Source organism: Sphingopyxis lindanitolerans (assembly GCF_002993885.1).
GTDB lineage: Bacteria > Pseudomonadota > Alphaproteobacteria > Sphingomonadales > Sphingomonadaceae > Sphingopyxis > Sphingopyxis lindanitolerans.
Map to the genome: position 1 here is coordinate 2220318 of NZ_CM009578.1, position 15861 is coordinate 2236178.

The 15861-nt window shown below is 65.4% G+C and carries 16 protein-coding genes, 1 tRNA gene and 2 pseudogenes; 12 read left to right on the forward strand and 7 right to left on the reverse strand.

All coding sequences use genetic code 11. The features are described 5' to 3' along the window. Positions 1 to 8 precede the first annotated feature (8 nt). A complete protein-coding gene (locus CVO77_RS10675) occupies positions 9 to 1004 on the forward strand; it encodes an urea transporter (RefSeq protein ID WP_105999040.1) in 996 nt (331 codons plus the stop codon). Between the two features lie 257 nt (positions 1005 to 1261). Here CVO77_RS10675 and CVO77_RS10680 read toward each other — a convergent pair whose 3' ends face one another. Continuing rightward, entirely contained in the window at positions 1262 to 2149 is an 888-nt protein-coding gene (locus tag CVO77_RS10680; protein ID WP_146130853.1) for a hypothetical protein, read from the reverse strand. Between the two features lie 757 nt (positions 2150 to 2906). Here CVO77_RS10680 and CVO77_RS21920 point away from each other — a divergent pair. The 4 genes and pseudogenes from CVO77_RS21920 to CVO77_RS21645 form a co-directional block, all read left to right on the forward strand. After that, positions 2907 to 3242, forward strand: a pseudogene (locus CVO77_RS21920) (DUF5343 domain-containing protein); the annotation flags it as partial. Between the two features lie 56 nt (positions 3243 to 3298). After that, positions 3299 to 3577, forward strand: a complete 279-nt coding sequence (locus CVO77_RS21640) for a hypothetical protein (protein ID WP_242445897.1) — start codon at positions 3299 to 3301, stop codon at positions 3575 to 3577. Further along, a complete protein-coding gene (locus CVO77_RS10690; protein WP_105999042.1) occupies positions 3570 to 4043 on the forward strand; it encodes a TIGR02391 family protein in 474 nt (157 codons plus the stop codon). The genes CVO77_RS21640 and CVO77_RS10690 overlap by 8 nt, the downstream gene beginning before the upstream one ends. Before the next feature lie 74 nt (positions 4044 to 4117). After that, positions 4118 to 5206: pseudogene (locus tag CVO77_RS21645) on the forward strand (recombinase family protein); the annotation flags it as partial. A 24-nt stretch (positions 5207 to 5230) separates the two neighbouring features. Here CVO77_RS21645 and CVO77_RS21650 read toward each other — a convergent pair. Next, positions 5231 to 5671: a hypothetical protein gene (locus tag CVO77_RS21650; RefSeq protein ID WP_242445898.1), complete on the reverse strand. Its 441-nt coding sequence runs from the start codon at positions 5669 to 5671 to the stop codon at positions 5231 to 5233. A gap of 60 nt (positions 5672 to 5731) precedes the next feature. Next, a tRNA-Arg gene (locus CVO77_RS10700) sits at positions 5732 to 5808 on the reverse strand. Positions 5809 to 5907: 99 nt separating this feature from the next. Here CVO77_RS10700 and CVO77_RS10705 point away from each other — a divergent pair. Further along, positions 5908 to 6969, forward strand: coding sequence for a YeiH family protein (locus CVO77_RS10705; RefSeq protein ID WP_105999043.1), 1062 nt, complete (start codon positions 5908 to 5910; stop codon positions 6967 to 6969). Positions 6970 to 7008: 39 nt separating this feature from the next. Here CVO77_RS10705 and CVO77_RS10710 read toward each other — a convergent pair whose 3' ends face one another. Beyond that, positions 7009 to 7815: a zinc-ribbon domain-containing protein gene (locus CVO77_RS10710; protein ID WP_105999044.1), complete on the reverse strand. Its 807-nt coding sequence runs from the start codon at positions 7813 to 7815 to the stop codon at positions 7009 to 7011. 251 nt (positions 7816 to 8066) lie between these two features. On the opposite strand from CVO77_RS10710, the gene ftsE reads away from it, so the two are divergent. From ftsE to CVO77_RS10730, 4 genes are read left to right on the forward strand one after another with little or no spacing between them, the layout of a single operon-like run. Next, positions 8067 to 8789 (forward strand): cell division ATP-binding protein FtsE, encoded by a 723-nt coding sequence (gene ftsE, locus CVO77_RS10715; RefSeq protein ID WP_105999045.1) that lies wholly within the window; start codon positions 8067 to 8069, stop codon positions 8787 to 8789. Between the two features lie 7 nt (positions 8790 to 8796). Further along, positions 8797 to 9714, forward strand: coding sequence for a cell division protein FtsX (locus tag CVO77_RS10720; protein WP_105999046.1), 918 nt, complete (start codon positions 8797 to 8799; stop codon positions 9712 to 9714). Then, on the forward strand, positions 9711 to 10241 hold the full coding sequence (locus CVO77_RS10725) for a YdcF family protein (RefSeq protein ID WP_105999047.1): 531 nt from the start codon (positions 9711 to 9713) through the stop codon (positions 10239 to 10241). Before CVO77_RS10720 ends, CVO77_RS10725 begins: the two co-directional genes overlap by 4 nt. An 8-nt stretch (positions 10242 to 10249) precedes the next feature. Beyond that, positions 10250 to 10987, forward strand: coding sequence for a lysophospholipid acyltransferase family protein (locus CVO77_RS10730; RefSeq protein ID WP_105999048.1), 738 nt, complete (start codon positions 10250 to 10252; stop codon positions 10985 to 10987). Between the two features lie 83 nt (positions 10988 to 11070). Here the strand turns inward: CVO77_RS10730 and CVO77_RS10735 are convergent, their stop codons facing one another. Then, positions 11071 to 11976 carry a prephenate/arogenate dehydrogenase family protein gene (locus tag CVO77_RS10735; RefSeq protein ID WP_106000777.1) on the reverse strand — a complete coding sequence of 302 codons (906 nt, stop codon included), beginning with the start codon at positions 11974 to 11976 and terminating at the stop codon, positions 11071 to 11073. Further along, positions 11973 to 13088 carry a histidinol-phosphate transaminase gene (gene hisC / locus CVO77_RS10740; RefSeq protein WP_105999049.1) on the reverse strand — a complete coding sequence of 372 codons (1116 nt, stop codon included), beginning with the start codon at positions 13086 to 13088 and terminating at the stop codon, positions 11973 to 11975. Before hisC ends, CVO77_RS10735 begins: the two co-directional genes overlap by 4 nt. A 171-nt stretch (positions 13089 to 13259) precedes the next feature. Between hisC and metX the strand changes: the two genes are divergently transcribed. Both metX and metW read left to right on the forward strand, forming a co-directional pair. After that, positions 13260 to 14381, forward strand: a complete 1122-nt coding sequence (metX, locus tag CVO77_RS10745) for a homoserine O-acetyltransferase MetX (protein WP_105999050.1) — start codon at positions 13260 to 13262, stop codon at positions 14379 to 14381. A gap of 4 nt (positions 14382 to 14385) precedes the next feature. After that, a complete protein-coding gene (gene metW / locus CVO77_RS10750) occupies positions 14386 to 14970 on the forward strand; it encodes a methionine biosynthesis protein MetW (protein ID WP_105999051.1) in 585 nt (194 codons plus the stop codon). A gap of 120 nt (positions 14971 to 15090) precedes the next feature. Here the strand turns inward: metW and CVO77_RS10755 are convergent, their stop codons facing one another. Further along, positions 15091 to 15753: a TetR/AcrR family transcriptional regulator gene (locus CVO77_RS10755; RefSeq protein WP_105999052.1), complete on the reverse strand. Its 663-nt coding sequence runs from the start codon at positions 15751 to 15753 to the stop codon at positions 15091 to 15093. Positions 15754 to 15861: the final 108 nt, after the last annotated feature.

Consider the following 15861-nt stretch of genomic DNA (forward strand, 5'->3'; position numbering starts at 1 on the left):
TTTCGGCGATGGCGACATATTTTTCAGCGACGGGGCTGACCGACAACGACAAGGATCCGCTGCCCGCCCCGCTGCGCTTCCTCGATCATCTGCTGCGCGGTGTCGGCCAGGTAATGTTACAGAACAACAGCTATGCCGGACTGCTCTTCCTGGTCGGGATTTTCTATCATTCGCCGCTCTTCGGATCGGCCGTGTTGATCGGAACCGGAGTGAGCACGGCCACCGCCATGCTGCTGGGCGTCGATCGCAGGCTGGTGCGGGCGGGGATGTTTGGTTTCAATGGCGGGCTCGTCGCCGTCGCCCTGCTCACCTTCCTGCAACCCAATGCGCTGACCTGGGCCTTGCTGGTCTTCACCGCCGCCTGTTCGACAATCGTTATGGCCGCGATGCTGCGCTTGCTCGCCGTCTGGAAGCTGCCCGTGCTGACCGCCCCGTTCGTCTTCATCTCGTGGTGCGTCTTCCTCGCCACCGCACGCTTCGGCCGGCTTGAGTCCACCCATCTTTTGCCGACCGCGGGACTTCCCAAGGCGGTAACGGTCGAAGGCGTGGTAACGGCATCGACGATCGGGGAGGGCCTGTTCAATGGCATCGCGCAGGTCTTTTTTCAGGGCAATCTCGTCACCGGCCTGATCTTTGCGATCGGCCTCCTCATCGCTTCGCGGGTCGCCTGTGCGGCGGCCTTGGCGGGATCGCTGATCGGTCTCCTCGTCGCCTGGGGCATGGGTGCTGCCGAACCGGCGATCCGATCGGGCGCGTTCGGTTATAATGGCGTACTTGTCGCCGTCGCGCTGGGCAGCAGTTTCTTCGCGCTCGACAGGCGCTCGCTTGCCTATGCGCTGCTCGCGGCGATCGCCACCCCGCTGGTGTTCGCAGGCGTTTCGGCCGCGCTGGAGCCGCTGGGCATCCCCGCGCTGACCTTTCCCTTCGTGCTCGTCACATGGCTGTTCCTGCTCGCGGCCGCGCTCTTCCCCTCGCTACGGCCCGCGACCGATTCGGGGGTCTGACCGCTCGATGGCGCGAATAGGAACGCGGCACGGTCAGGCCGACCTGCTTGCAAAGATCGCAGGCGCCTTGCCCTTATAGCCTCGATATCAAGGAAGAATTTGGCGCACCGCGACCGGCGAAGATGAGCATTACGGTTTCGCCATTGCACTCTAGGTTGCGCAACGCGTCCTGCGCGGTTCTGTGCTTCAAGGCACGAACGTCCGAAATGGGGTGGGAACCGGACGTTTTGGAGCAACTTCATTTTGACCGGTTTGAGTTACCAAATCCTCTTGGCGACCATGCCACCAAAGATTGACACCGACAGGCCGATCGCACCGAGCACAAGCCAAAGCATGTTGAAATTCGAATAGGAAACTTGGCGAGCTTCCTGCGGGTTTGAGCGCAAGTAATAGACCTTTTCCTGCTCGCCCACTTCGAACAGGCCGTTTCCATAAATAGAGTTCACCCGATAAACGACCCCATCGACCTCGTATTGCAGGACACCCATTTTACTTTGGTGATCGAGAGATTGTTCTGGGTTCACGTATGTCGCCATGGTGGCAATCCCATCTCGCCGAAATCGCTGATCATCCTGAAGCCCGGTAATCGCGGCGAACAAAGCACCCGCTCCCCAAATCGCGAAGAAAGCACGAGCAAACAAGAAGGTGCGGTTCTTTCGTGGGCTGGCATTCTCTTTGAGCTCGCGATCACCCGGCACCGTAACGCGAGAACCGATCGCTCGCTCGAACGCCTTCTCGTCATGCAGCACCACCTCTACCGGCGCGGGGCCGCCGCGAGTGAATTCGATTCGTAGTGCCTTTTGGAATAGCGAGGACACCGGTTTCACAGAGGCAACGGCGCCAACCGGCACCTTGATATCCAGTCCGTAAATCTCAGGCAGAAACATGAGGTTGAACGGAAATTGAGGCGTTATGATCAACTTCCCTTTTCGCACCGCTACGAGAATACATCGGCTAGCGCCGCCAATCTTGGACAATGGGCTCTTGAGCGATCGTCCAGAGCATCCCTTCTCACCGAACTCAGCGTCGTCAGGCAGCCGGGGAAAAATGGGCTCGCCCTTCGAGCGACGATACCAGATGGAAACTACCACAAAACCAAGAATCCACAGAAAGGGAGTGAAGAAAATCCATTGGGGCATCGTCACATCATACCTCTTTTCCGTCGCGACGCTCGCATCGATGGCTCTGGTTCGGTTGTGGCTACTTCCCAAGATTGCGCAACGTCCGCAACCGGTCGTTCCAACCATTCGCAGGGGAAGGGTTTAGTGTCCAGAAGGGGAGCGGCGAGGGCAAATTTAGGAGGGCGAGATAAAAGAGCCGCCAGCTTTGGGTGCGTTTCGAACGGTATTTCAGTAGTTTGCGCGTATGGCACTAATTTTGGCTTGCCGTACGCTCCTGGCTTTTCTCCTTACATTTGAGATATCTACGATCTGGCATCGACGTCATCTGGGTCAGCGAGACGATATGGCCGTGGAACTGCTTCCCTAGGATACCACGACCCGCGCGCAACTTGGCGACGTCGACTTAGCGCCTGCTGTCAGTCATCGCGGATTGGCTGGCGATCGCCCGAAAGCGGACATGACTGCCGATAGGTTTCAAAGGCCGAGTCTGGGACATTTCTGCCGCTCCCCGGCGACCCATCGAACGGCAGGTCCTGTCAAATGCCGACGTTCAGCGTTTGCTCCACAGGTGTCGTCGGCAGACTGAAATTGGACCGAAAGCGGATTGTCAGCTTCGGCCGAAGGCGGCCATCCAATTATCGACTTAGTTGCCTCTGCGATGGGGTGACGACTTTACGGAAGCGGACAATTTAGAAAGACGTTCGAAGTTGCGGCGAATAGCCCGCCAAGCTAGACTTGACCTTCACAAGCGCGATAGGGATCGCGATTAAAGGGGGACTATATGGCATCGCACCCGTACATCTCTGGCCCAAGAAACGTCTCGCAGATGATTGCGTATTTGCGGAAGAATTTCCCCGCGACGGTTACATCAGAGACCGTTAAGAAGTTTGGGCTGGCCTCGAACAACGAGAGCTACGTCATCAATGCGCTACAGTTTCTCGGATTGATCGACGAGGAAGGCAAGCGCACCACGGAGGGCCATGACATCCTCGTGCTCTCGGACGACAAGTTCCCTGCAGCTTTCGAAGGGCTGGTCAAAAAGGCGTACAGCGACCTGTTTGAGATAAGGGGCGAGGACGCTTGGACAATGACCAAGAGCGAGCTCACTGGCTATTTTCGGACGACCGACAAGACCAGCGAGGTCATCGGGGGCGCCAGGCAGGCGTCTTCCAAGTGTTCCGGTCCCTCGCCGGTCATGAGAGCGGGGATGACAAGTCGGCGGCAAAGTCGCCCGCCAAGGCTCGTCAAAGCAGGGCGAAGGCGGCCCCTCCTCAGTCCAAAGCGAAGCCGACCGCGCCCAATGAGACCAAGGTGGAAGTAGGGCTGGGATCATCCGAAGGCCGCAAGGATATGGCGCTGACAGTGCGGATCGAAATCAACCTGCCTGCCAACGGATCCAAAGAGACCTACGACAACATCTTCAAGAGCATCCGAGCGAACCTCTATGTCTAGCCCCCTCGCGGCCTTCGAGCGAATTGTCAGGGCTGCAAGCGAGCTTGGCTACGGGTCGGAGGAAGATGGCGAGCAGTCTCATCCTTTTGACGAGCGCAACATTCACCCCGAACTCGGCAAGGTCTCGCTCAAGCTCTTCAACAATGGGCACTACTCTCAAGCGACCTTTGAGGCGTTTAAATATCTCGATAATCAGGTGAAGAAGCTTTCTGGCATCAACGAAAGCGGCCAGAAGTTAATGATGGCTGCTTTCACTGACTCAAACCCAAAAATCCGCCTGACCCCTCTCTCCACACAGAGCGAGATTGATGAGCAGCTCGGCTACAGGTTCATCTTTGCGGGCTCCATGTCAGCGATCCGGAACCCGCGCGGCCATGACATTACGACGGACCCTATCGATCGATGCCTCGATCATTTGTCGTTCGCATCGGTCCTTCTTCGAAGGCTGGAGGACAGGCAGCCCTAGATGAACGCTGGTTCGGCGATCTTTTCGACGAGCTATTTTCCCCGCCCAATTGACCTGACCTTACGGAGATTGCCATGACTGCGCCGCACACCATCACGGGGGCGCGCGCGGCCCTCTATCTGCGTGTCTCGACGGCGCGGCAGGCCGAACATAATGTGTCGATCCCCGACCAGCGGCGACAGGGCGAGGAATGGTGCGCCGCGCGCGGGTTAAAAGTCGCCGAGACCTATGTCGAACCCGGCGCCACCGCGACGAACGATCGTCGCCCCGTGTTCCAACAACTGATCGAGGCCGGAACGTCCAAACCGGCGCCGTTCGAAGTCGTGGTCGTCCACAGCTTCTCGCGCTTCTTTCGAGATCATTTCGAACTGGAGTTTTACGTCCGCAAGCTCGCCAAGAATGGCGTGAAGCTCGTTTCCATCACGCAGGAGATGGGCGACGATCCGATGCACGTCATGATGCGCCAGATCATGGCGCTGTTCGACGAGTATCAGTCGAAAGAGACCGCCAAGCATGTGCTGCGCGCGATGCGCGAGAATGCGCGGCAGGGCTTCTGGAACGGATCGCTGCCTCCCATCGGCTACCGCGTCGTCGCCGCCGAGCAGCGCGGCGCGAAGATCAAGAAGCGGTTGGAAATCGACCCCTTCCATGCCGAGACAGTGCGGACCATCTTCCGTCTCGCATTGCACGGCGATGGCGGTTCAGGGTCGATGGGGGTCAAGGCCATCGCTGCTTGGCTAAACGAGAGGTCGATTCGCACCCGCGATGGCGGGCGCTGGGGTCTTGGCGCTGTCCACCAGATATTGACCCGCACGACCTACACCGGGCGCCACGAGTTCAATCGCCGGGGCAAGGACAGGAAGCTCAAGCCGAAGTCCGAGGCTGTCGTGGTCAATGTGCCCCCGATCATCGATCAGGAGGGGTTTGACGCGGTGCAGGCGCACTTGCAGGCCCGCAACCCTAAGAAGGTTCCGCCGCGCGTCGTGAGTGGCCCTACGCTCCTTACAGGGCTAATCCATTGTGCCACGTGCGGCGGCGCCATGACCATTCGCACCGGCAAGGGTGGCCGCTATCGCTATTACGCCTGTTCGACCAAGGCGCGGCAAGGTCCGACCGCTTGCTCTGGAATGACGGTGCCGATGGAGAAGCTGGACGATCTGGTCGCGAAGAATCTGGAGGACGAGCTTCTAAGGCCCGAGCGACTGGAAACCATCCTGTCTGCCGTTCTGGATCGGCGGCAGGAACAGACGACGCGCAAGCGTGCCCATGTCGCCGAACTCAACAAGCGAGCCACGGAGTCGGAGCTGAGGTTGAAGCGGCTCTATGATGCAATCGAGAACGGGATTGCCGACGTGGACGACCCTGATCTCAAGGAGCGCATCGCGACGCTCAAGGCGACGCGCGATCAGGCAAAGGCCGACGCCGAGCGCGTGACGGCCTTGCTCAGCGCAGAGGGCCGGAAGGCGGTCGCGCCTGACATGCTGGCGAAGTTCGCCAGCGCCGCGCGCCAGCGGATGCGAGATGAGAAAGGCGGCTATCGCCGCGACCATATTCGCGCGCTTGCCCAGCGGGTTGAAGTAACTACCGATGAGGTTCGGATTCTCGGCTCCAAGAGTAATCTGCTGCAAGCGCTGGTCGCAGGAGCTGCGGAAACAAAGCCGGGCGCGGTGCCCAGCTTTGTTCCGAAGTGGTGCACCCGACAGGATTCGAACCTGTGGCCTCTGCCTTCGGAGGGCAGCGCTCTATCCAGCTGAGCTACGGGTGCCGGTAGAGCGCGGCCTCTAGCAAGAGCGCGGCGCGCCAGCAATGGCCTATCGACCGCGCCGCGCGGATATGCGAAGCGGGCGATGAAGCGGGGAGATCCATGGCGTCCGAACAAAGCTGGCCGATGGCCGCCGACCTTTATGGCGAGATGCATCTTGAGGCGGCGCGGCCTGCGAAGCGGCGGTGGCGCGATTATCTGCCGGGCGCGCTCGTCACCGCGATCGCGGCGCTCGCCGCGGCCTGGCTCGCCGACCATTATGCCGCGCCGCTCGTCCTCATGGGGCTGCTCATCGGCCTCGCGATGAGCTTCCTGTCGCAGGACCCGCGCACCCACGCCGGGCTCGACCTCATGTCGCAGACCGCGCTGCGCATCGGCATCGTCCTCGTCGGCGCGCGGATCACCGCCGGGCAGTTCGCCGAACTGGGCCCGCTGCCCTTTGCCCTGCTGGTCGGCATCATGCTCGCCGTCATCCTGATCACCGTCGCCAGCGCCCGATTGTTCCGGCAGGACCGCCACGCCGCGCTGCTCGCCGGCGGCGCCACCGCCATCTGCGGCGTCTCGGCCGCGCTCGCCCTCTATTCGCTGATCGGCGACAAGCGCGTCGACCAGGCGCGCTTCACGATGACCCTGGTCGGGATCACCGTCGCCAGCGCGCTCGCCATGACCCTCTATCCCATCCTCGCCGCCGAACTCGCGCTCTCCGACACGCAGGCGGGGTTCCTGATCGGCGCGTCGATCCATGACGTCGCGCAGGCGATCGGCGGCGGCTTTTCCTTCTCGCCGCAGGCCGGAGAGGTCGCGACCATCGTCAAGCTGACCCGCGTCGCGCTGCTCGCGCCGATGCTCATGCTCGTCGGCCTGTGGCTCGCGCGCGCCGGCGGCGGCGATGCGGCCAAGCGGCGTATCCCGCTGCGCCTGCCCTGGTTCATCCTCGGCTTTCTCGCGCTCGCCGCGCTCAATTCGCTCGTCGCGCTGCCCAGGCCCGCCGTCGACGCGGCCAACATGGCCGCGCAGGCGCTGCTCCTCCTCGCCATCGTCGCCACCGCGATGAAGGCACGCCTCCACCTCCTCCTCGACCAGGGCTGGCGAAGCTTCGCCCCCATCGTCGTCGCCACGCTCACAAGCTTCCTGCTCGCGCTGGCGGCGGTGGAACTGATGTGACGTCAGGGCGGAGCGACGTCACGATAAGCTCTTGTTTTATCAACCCTTGGGTAGCGCCCAGCTGACCGTCAGCTGCGTCGCGCGGCGCGGGATGTCGAGCTTCGCCTCGCTGAAATTCACCTTTTCGTTCGGCGGCAGCAGGCGGACCGGCGGCTTGATCGTCCAGCTATAGACGATCGTCCCCTGCGCGTCGCGAAGCTCGGCGAGGATCGGCGGGACGCGCTGTTCGCGGTCGGTCGGATTGATGATCACCCCCGACGCCGCGAAATAGATGGTGCCGTCGGGAAGTTCGCGATGGTCCTGGTTCGGCGGCAGTTCGATGACGAGGTCGGGTTCGTCGGCCATGCCCGGAAGGCCGAGGCCCTGCGCCCAGCCCGGCAGGCCGAACCAGTAGAGCGCGCCGGTCGCGGCGAGCATCAGCGCCGCGGCGCTTCCCGCGATCCACGTCCAGCGCTTCGCCGGGTTGCGGCGCGGGCGGCGAAAGGGCAGCGGCGCGTCCTCGACCGGCGGCGGGGTCGGCTGTGCTTCGGGAACCGCGAAGGCTTCGGGCGGCGGCGGCGGCGCGGCTTCGGCGAGGGGTTCCTCGATCGGCGGCGCGGCCATCGGCGCCGGTTCGGGCGTTGCTGATGGCGCGGCCTGGGCTGACGGCGCGGATTGAGCTGACGGCGCCGCTTGGGGTGCTGGCGCCGGTTCGGGCGCGGGCGCCGCGACCGGCGGCGCGGGGGCGGCGGGCTCCTGAAACCAGCTATGGCGGCAATTGGCGCAGCGCACGGTGCGCCCGGAGGATCCAATCGCCGTATCGGGCACGACATAGCGCGTATGGCAGGACGGGCAGGCGAGGATCATAGCCTCTCTAAACACGGTGATTCGCACGGTTGCAAGCCTTGCTTGTGCTTCGGTCGCTGCGGCCCCCGCCCGCTCCCCCGCCCGGCCTCGTGGCAGGATAGGCCATGGACGGCCGCGCCGGTGCGAACAGAGCGCTTTACGTCGGGGGACAGCCGTGTAACAGGCAACGCCATGAGCGCCGTTGCTCCCACGCCCAGCGCCCCGCCACAGGCGCGCGATCGCGCCCGGCCCGATCGCGCGCGGATGACGTCATGACGCCCGTTTCCCGTTCCGGCGGCGCGATGGTCGAGTTCAATGGCGTCGGGCTGCGCTATAGCCCCGATGCCGAGGTGTTGAGCGATATCAGCTTCAACCTCCAGCCCGGCAGCTTCTATTTCCTGACCGGCGCCTCGGGTGCGGGCAAGACGTCGCTCCTGAAGATGCTCTATCTCGCGCAGCGGCCGAGCCGCGGGCTGATCCGCCTGTTCGGCGAGGATCTGGTCGGCATGCCGCGCCACCGCCTGCCCGGCTTTCGCCGCCGCATCGGCGTCGTCTTTCAGGATTTCCGGCTGATCCCGCATTTGAGCGCGCGCGACAATATCGCGCTGCCGCTGCGCATCGCCGGGGTCGGCGAAGAGGATCTGGCAGGGCCGGTCGGCGAGATGCTGAGCTGGATCGGGCTCGGCGAGCGCGCCGAGGCCTTTCCGCCGACGCTGTCGGGCGGCGAGCAGCAGCGCGTCGCGATCGCGCGCGCGGTGATCGCGCGGCCGCAACTGCTCGTCGCCGACGAGCCGACGGGCAACGTCGATCCCGAGATGGCGGGCCGCCTGCTCGGATTGTTCGAGGCCTTGAACCGCCTTGGCACCACCGTCGTCGTCGCGACCCACGACATCCACCTGATCAGCCGGATCGAAAATGCGCAGATGATGCGCCTCGAAAAGGGGCGGCTGTCCGACCCCACCGGCGCGCTGCGCTATCCGCCGAACCGGTCGTGACTTCGGCATGATCATCCCGCGCGTCCCCGTCCAGCATCGCCGCCTGCTTCCCGATCATCGCCTGTCGGGGCCGACGCCGTGGGTGATTGCGATCCTGATGCTGCTGACCCTGCTCGCTGCCGCCGCGGGGGTCGGCCTGGCGCGCTCGGCGAATGCGATCGGCGCCGCGATCGCCGGGCGGGTGACGGTGCAGATCGTCACCGCCAACCCGGTCACCCGCGCCGAGCAGGCGGCGGCGCTGCGCCGCGCGGCGGCGGGACAGCCCTTCGTCCGCTCGGCGCGCACGGTCGAGCCCGCCGAACTGCGCGCGACGCTCGGCCAATGGTTCGGCAGCGCCGACGGCGGCAATGGCGGCGACGATCCGGTGCTGAAGTCGCTGCCGCTGCCCGCGCTCGTCGATATTGATTTCGTCGGCGAGGATCACGCCGGGCCGATGCGCCAGCTTCGCGCGCTCGTCGCGCGCGAGGCGCCGGGGGCGCGGATCATCCCGCACGCCGAATGGCTGGGCCCGGTCGCGCGGCTGATCCGCTCGCTCGCCTGGATCGCCGGCGCGCTCGTCCTGCTGATGACCGCGGCGAGCGCGGCGGTGGTGATCATGACCGCGCGCGCCGCGCTCGGCACCCATTATGCGACGATCGAGATGCTGCACATGATCGGCGCGACCGACCAGCAGATCGCGCGATTGTTCCAGCGGCGGATCGCGATCGACACCGCCTATGGCATCGCGCTCGGCAGCACGGTCGCCGCGGCGATTCTGCTCCTCATCGGCTGGCAATGGTCGGGGGTCACCGCGGGCCTCGCCGCGACCGCGTCGCTGGGCGCTGGGGGCTGGGCGCTCTTGCTGGCGCTGCCGCTATTGGCTATCGCGCTCGCGGCATGGACGGCGCGGCAGACCCTGCTCGCCGCGCTCAAGAAGATATTATGATCAAGCGGCTGATATCTCTTCTCTTTCTGGCTTGGGTGCTGGGCTTCGCCTGGTTCGCCCTGCTGCTGCCCCTGCCCGCCGCGCCGCAAAAGACCGACGCGATCGTCGTGCTGACCGGCGGTCCGGGGCGCATCGACCGCGGGCTCGAGATGCTCGAAAAGGGCGAAGCGAAGCGCCTGTTGATCAGCGGCGTCGCGCGCGAGGTAAAGCCCAGGGAACTCGCCGCCGAATATGAACGGCCGCAGGCGCTGTTCGACTGCTGCATCGCGTTGGGGTTCGAGGCCGAGGATACGCGCTCGAACGCGACCGAGGTCGCGGCGTGGGTTGCGCGGCGCAACTACAGGAGCATCCGCCTGATCACCACCGACTGGCACATGCGCCGCGCCCAATATGAACTCGGCCGCGCGCTCGGCGCCAAGGTGGCGATCCTTCCCGATGCGGTGCGCAGCCATCCCGGTTTCGCGACCCTGTTCCGCGAATACCACAAATATCTGGCCGGGCTCGCGGGCGGGCTGCTCGGGCTTTGAGAGAGGCGATGCGCTATACCGCCGCCCTGATCCGTTCGATCCTGTTCTGGATCCTGTTCGTGATCATGAGCAGCATCTCGTCGATCGGCGCGGTGGTGTCGCTGCCCATATCGCATCACGCGACGCGCTGGTTCGTGCGGATGTGGGCGATCTTCCACCGGCTGATCTGCCGTTTCGTGCTGGGCCACAAGATCGTCGTCGAGGGCGAGATGCCCGACATCCCCGTCCTCTATGTCTTCAAGCATGAGGGCGCGTTCGAGACGATCGAGCAGCCGATGCTGTTCCAATGGCCCGCCGTCTTTGCCAAGGAGCAACTGCTCTCGATCCCCGTCTGGGGGCAGGCGGCGCGTTTCTATGGCCTGATTCCCGTCGACCGCGACGGCGGCGGCAAGGCGATGCGCGCGATGCTGAGCGCCGCCAGGGCCGCGCTCGCCGGCGATCGCCCGCTGGTGCTGTTCGCCGAAGGCACGCGCGTTCCGCATGGCGAGGCACCGCCGCTGCGCTCGGGCTTCGCGGGCATCTATCGGATGCTCGGCGTGCCGGTGATCCCGGTCGCGGTGAACAGCGGCCTGGTCTATCCGCCGCGGCGCTGGGTCAAATGGCCGGGGACGATCACCTACCGGATCGGCGAGACGATCCCCGCGGGCCTGCCGCGCGAGGAAGCCGAGGGGCGCGTGTGGCGCGCGATCAACGCGCTCAATCCGCCCGAAGCGTTGCTGGCGGGAATGCCGAAGGCCGAGAAATAATCGTCGGCCCCGCGAAGGCGGGAGTCGCTGGCAACCTTGCTCAAGGCCGATAGGGCCCCCCGCCTTCGCGGGGGCGACGGTTTTTAATGCTTCCGCCCGAAATCGGGCGCGGCGTCGTCCTGCCCCTGCTCGATGATCGAGCGGCGGATCGCGCGGGTGCGGGTGAACCAGTCCTCGAGCTTGGCGCCGTCGCCGCGCCGGATCGCCTGCTGGAGCACGGTCAGATCCTCGTTGAAGCGCTGCAGGGTTTCGAGCACCGCGTCGCGGTTGGCGAGGAAGACGTCGCGCCACATCACCGGGTCGCTCGCCGCGATGCGGGTGAAGTCGCGAAAGCCGCCCGCCGAATATTTGATGACCTCGCTTTCGGTCACTTCTTCAAACTCGCTCGCGGTGCCGACGATCGTATAGGCGATAAGGTGCGGCAGATGGCTCGTCATCGCCAGCACCATGTCGTGGTGCGCGGCGTCCATCGTCTCGACCTTGGCGCCGAGCGCCTGCCAGAATCCGGTCACTGCCGCCACGCCCTCGTCGGGCGCGCCGGCCGGCGGGGTGACGATGCACCAGCGCCCCTCGAACAACGTCGCAAAGCCCGCGGCGGGGCCGCTGTTCTCGGTCCCCGCGACGGGGTGCGCCGGGATGACGAGATGGCCGGGAAGCGCTTGTCCCAGCGCGTCGGCGACGCCGCGCTTCGACGAGCCGACGTCGGAAATGATCGCATCGGCGCGCAGCCCCGGCGCGATCGCCACCGCCGCATCGGCCATGCGCCCGACCGGCACCGCAAGGATCACGAGATCGGCCTTCGCCACCGCCGCCGCCGGATCGTCGGCGACCACATCGCAGAAACCGAGCGTGCGCGCCGCGGCGCGGACCTCGCTGCTGGCGTCATGGCCGGTCACCGTCACATCGGGCAAGCGCTCCTGGACCGCACGCGCGATCGACGAGCCGATCAGGCCAAGCCCGACGATCGTGACATGAGCCAGCGCCATCAGCCCGCGAGCGCCGCGCGGACCGCCGCGGCGAGCCCGCGCGTCTCGTCCTCGGTGCCGATCGTCATGCGCAGCGCCTGCGCAATCCCCTGCCCGGGCAGCCAGCGGACGATATAGCCCGCGTCCATCAACCGGCCATATACCGTCTCGGCGCTGACATCGCCCTCGAACAGCACGAGCAGGAAGTTGGTCGCCGACGGCACGACGCGGACGCCATGGTTGCCGAGGCTTTCGAGTTCCTGCGTCAGCCAGGCGCGCCATGTCGCATTATGCGCGCGGCTGGCGTTCACGAAGTCGTCGTCGCCGAGCGCCCCGACCGCCGCCGCCTGCCCCGCGCGCGTGACGTTGAACGGCAGGCGGATGCGGTGCAGCGCCGAAATCACCTCGGCGGCGGCATAGCCCCAGCCGATCCGTTCGGCCGCGAGGCCATGAATCTTTGAAAAGGTGCGCGTGACGAAGATATTGGGTTCGGTCTTCGCAAGCTCGAGCCCGCCGTCATCCTCGGCCGCCGACAGATATTCGGCATAGGCCTGGTCGATGACGAACAGGACGTTCTTCGGCAGCCCGGCATGGATTCGCGCGACCTCGTCGCGCGTCGCGAGCGTTCCGGTCGGATTGTTCGGGTTCGCCAGATAGACGACGCGCGTCCGCTCGGTCACCGCCGCGAGCAGCGCCTCGACGTCGGTCGCAAAGTCGCGGTCGTCGGCCTCGACCGGAGTCGCGCCGACGCGGCGCGCGGCGATCTCGTAAACCGCAAAGCCATAGCGGACATAGAGAATCTCGTCGCCCGCCCCGGCATAGGCGCCCGCGGCGAGGTGAAGCAGCTCGTCCGAGCCGTTGCCGCAGATGACGCGCGCCGGATCGAGTCCATATTTCGCCGCGATCGTCTCGCGCAATTCGACCGACCCGGGATCGGGATAGCGCGACAGCGCATCGGCGCTGGCGAGCGAGGCGCGGAACGCCTCGCGGGCCTTGTCCCCGGTGCCGAGCGGATTTTCGTTCGCGCTGAGTTTGATCAGCGGACGGCCGTCGGCGCCGGCCGACTTGCCCGGAACATAAGGAGCGATGCCGCTGATCCACGGCTTGGGAGTAAGGGCGCTGCTGCTGTCGGTCATGTCGCGCCGTTTAACGCCTGCATCGCCCGAGTCCAGTTTGTTGAAGGGATTCGCGTGGGAGGGCGAAACCTGCCCCCTGCTGTTCCCCCCTTCCTTTGAGTCTCCGGGTCTCCGCGTGAACCCTCCCCAATCGTTGACAGCCCCCGTCCGTCCGCTTAGCCCCGCCGCACGATGGCGAGCCTGCTCCACGAAATTCAGCATCAGAGCGTGACGATCGGCGCGCCGCTGCCGCTCGACAGCGGCCAGACGCTGCCGTCGGTGACGATCGCCTATCAAAGCTATGGCACGCTCGACGCCGCCCGGTCGAACGCGGTGCTCGTCTGCCACGCGCTGACCGGCGACCAATATGTCGCAAGCGAGCATCCCGCGACGGGCAAGCCCGGCTGGTGGGCGCGCATGGTCGGGCCGGGCAAGCCGGTCGATACCGACCGATATTTCGTGATCTGCGCCAATGTGCTGGGAAGCTGCATGGGGACGAGCGGCCCCGCGACCCCCGACCCCGCGACCGGCACCCCGCTCGGCATGAAATTCCCCGTCATCACGATCGCCGACATGGTGCGCGCGCAGGCGATGCTGCTCGATCATCTCGGTATCGATCGCCTTCATGCCGTCATCGGCGGATCGATGGGCGGGATGCAGGCGCTCGCCTGGACCGCCGCCTGTCCCGAACGCCTCGCCTCGGCGATCGTGATCGCCAGCGCGGCGCGCCATTCGGCGCAGAACATCGCCTTTCACGAAGTCGGGCGGCAGGCGATCATGGCCGATCCCGACTGGCAGGACGGCGATTATTACGACAAATTCTGCGCCCCCGCCAAGGGTCTCGCGGTCGCGCGGATGGCGGCGCACATCACCTATTTGTCCGAAGCCGGGCTGACCGAGAAATTCGGCCGCCGCCTGCAGGCGCGCGACATCAAGAGCTTCGGCTTCGACGCCGATTTCCAGGTCGAATCCTATTTGCGGCACCAGGGGCTCGCCTTCACCGACCGCTTCGACGCCAACGCCTATCTCTACATCACCCGCGCGATGGATTATTTCGACCTCGCCGAGCCGCACGACGGGCAGCTTGCGGGCGCCTTCGCGAGAGCGAAGGACGTGCGCTTCACTCTCGTCAGCTTCGACACCGACTGGCTTTATCCGACCAGCGAATCGCGCCGCATCGTCCAGGCACTGCAAAGCGTCGGCGCCGCGGCGAGCTTCGTCGAGCTGTCGGCGCCCTTCGGCCACGACAGCTTCCTCCTCGACGTCCCCGCGCTCGACCGCCTCGTCGCGGGTGCGCTGAAGGCGGAGGACTGACGCCGTGACGCTGCGCCCCGACCTGGCGATCATCGCCGGCGCGGTGCCGACCGGCACGCGCGTCCTCGACGTCGGCTGCGGCGACGGAACGCTGATCGCGGCGCTGCGCGATGCCGGCGTCGACGCCCGCGGGCTCGAGATCGATCCCGCCAACGTCACCGCGGCGATCGCGCGCGGCCAGTCGGTCGTGCAGGGCGACGCGAACCGCGACCTCGCCGATTATCCCGACGATGCCTTCGCCTATGCGATCCTGTCGCAGACGCTCCAGACGACCGAGCGCCCCGACCGCATCATCGACGAACTGCTTCGCATCGCGCCGCGCGCGTTCGTCAGCTTCCCCAATTTCGCGCACTGGCGGGTGCGGCTCGCCTTGCTGTGGAACGGACGGATGCCGGTGACGCGACTGCTGCCGGTCGCGTGGTACGAAACGCCGAACATCCACCATGTGACGGTCAGCGATTTTCGCGATCTTGTCGGCGGCAAGGGGATCAAGGTTGAACAGGCCTGGTATCTGTCGGGCGACAAGCCGACCAGCGACGCCGCCGCAAGCTGGCGCGCCGAGCATGCGATCTTCCTGATTTCGCGATAGCCCGTCGTCCCCGCGAAGGCGGGGCCGCTGGCAATCTTGCGCAAGGCCGACGGCGGCATTCGGCCGGTCGCAACCCCAGCTATCCTCGTCACCCCGGACTTGATCCGGGGTGACGCCCGATCAATCCCGCTTCCCCAGCCCGTTCGCGAGCATGTCGTTCGCGATCCGCGCGACCTCGCCGATGTCGGCGGTCTCGTCCCACAGGCCATAGCGCATGCCGAGGAAGACGTTCATGCCCGCGATCGCCCAGGCATGGACTTCGCTCGCGTCGGCGCGGATCTCGCCGCGCGCCGCGCCCGCTTCGAGCCGCTGGCGCATGCGCTCGACCGTCGTTTCATAGTGGCGGCGATAGCTGGCGTAATCGACGAATTCCGCCTCGTCGATGATGCGATAGATTTCCTTATGCTCGCGCACGAAACCGAGGAAGGACAACAGGCCGATATGTTCGGCGCTGATCTCGTCGGGCGCCGCCTGCACCTCGGGCGTCACATGGTCGCGCAGCAGCTCGCTCATGTGGCGGACGAGCGCCTGGAAAATTTCCTCTTTCGAATCGAAATAGGTGTAGAAACTGCCGAGCGCGGTGCCGGCGCGGCGGGTGATGGCGCTGATCGAGGCGTCGTGAAACCCGCGCTCGCCGAACTCGACCGCCGCCGCGTCGAGCAGCTTGCGCAACGTGCGGCGCCCGCGTTCGGTGCGCGGCGTCTTGTCGCGGCTTTCGCTATCGGCGGCCGCGCCCGCCTCTGGCGACCCCGGCGATCCTGGCGCTGGTTGCGGCTGATCCATCGTGCCTTCCCGTTCCCCCTTGGCTCGGCGCTTTGCTGCATCGTGGCATTTCGGCACCACTGGCAAGCAAAAAACGACCGAAGCAGATTCCAAGTTGAAACTTGGTTC

Excerpts from the sequence above, each read along its gene's own strand:
- CVO77_RS10730 (WP_105999048.1), top strand. The coding sequence starts at position 10,250 with ATGCGCTATACCGCCGCCCTGATCCGTTCGATCCTGTTCTGGATCCTG.
- CVO77_RS10690 (WP_105999042.1), top strand. The coding sequence starts at position 3,570 with ATGTCTAGCCCCCTCGCGGCCTTCGAGCGAATTGTCAGGGCTGCAAGC.
- CVO77_RS10755 (WP_105999052.1), bottom strand. The coding sequence starts at position 15,753 with ATGGATCAGCCGCAACCAGCGCCAGGATCGCCGGGGTCGCCAGAGGCG.
- metX (WP_105999050.1), top strand. The coding sequence starts at position 13,260 with ATGGCGAGCCTGCTCCACGAAATTCAGCATCAGAGCGTGACGATCGGC.
- CVO77_RS10720 (WP_105999046.1), top strand. The coding sequence starts at position 8,797 with ATGATCATCCCGCGCGTCCCCGTCCAGCATCGCCGCCTGCTTCCCGAT.
- CVO77_RS10725 (WP_105999047.1), top strand. The coding sequence starts at position 9,711 with ATGATCAAGCGGCTGATATCTCTTCTCTTTCTGGCTTGGGTGCTGGGC.
- CVO77_RS10710 (WP_105999044.1), bottom strand. The coding sequence starts at position 7,815 with ATGATCCTCGCCTGCCCGTCCTGCCATACGCGCTATGTCGTGCCCGAT.
- hisC (WP_105999049.1), bottom strand. The coding sequence starts at position 13,088 with ATGACCGACAGCAGCAGCGCCCTTACTCCCAAGCCGTGGATCAGCGGC.
- ftsE (WP_105999045.1), top strand. The coding sequence starts at position 8,067 with ATGACGCCCGTTTCCCGTTCCGGCGGCGCGATGGTCGAGTTCAATGGC.
- CVO77_RS10675 (WP_105999040.1), top strand. The coding sequence starts at position 9 with ATGGCGACATATTTTTCAGCGACGGGGCTGACCGACAACGACAAGGAT.
- CVO77_RS10705 (WP_105999043.1), top strand. The coding sequence starts at position 5,908 with ATGGCGTCCGAACAAAGCTGGCCGATGGCCGCCGACCTTTATGGCGAG.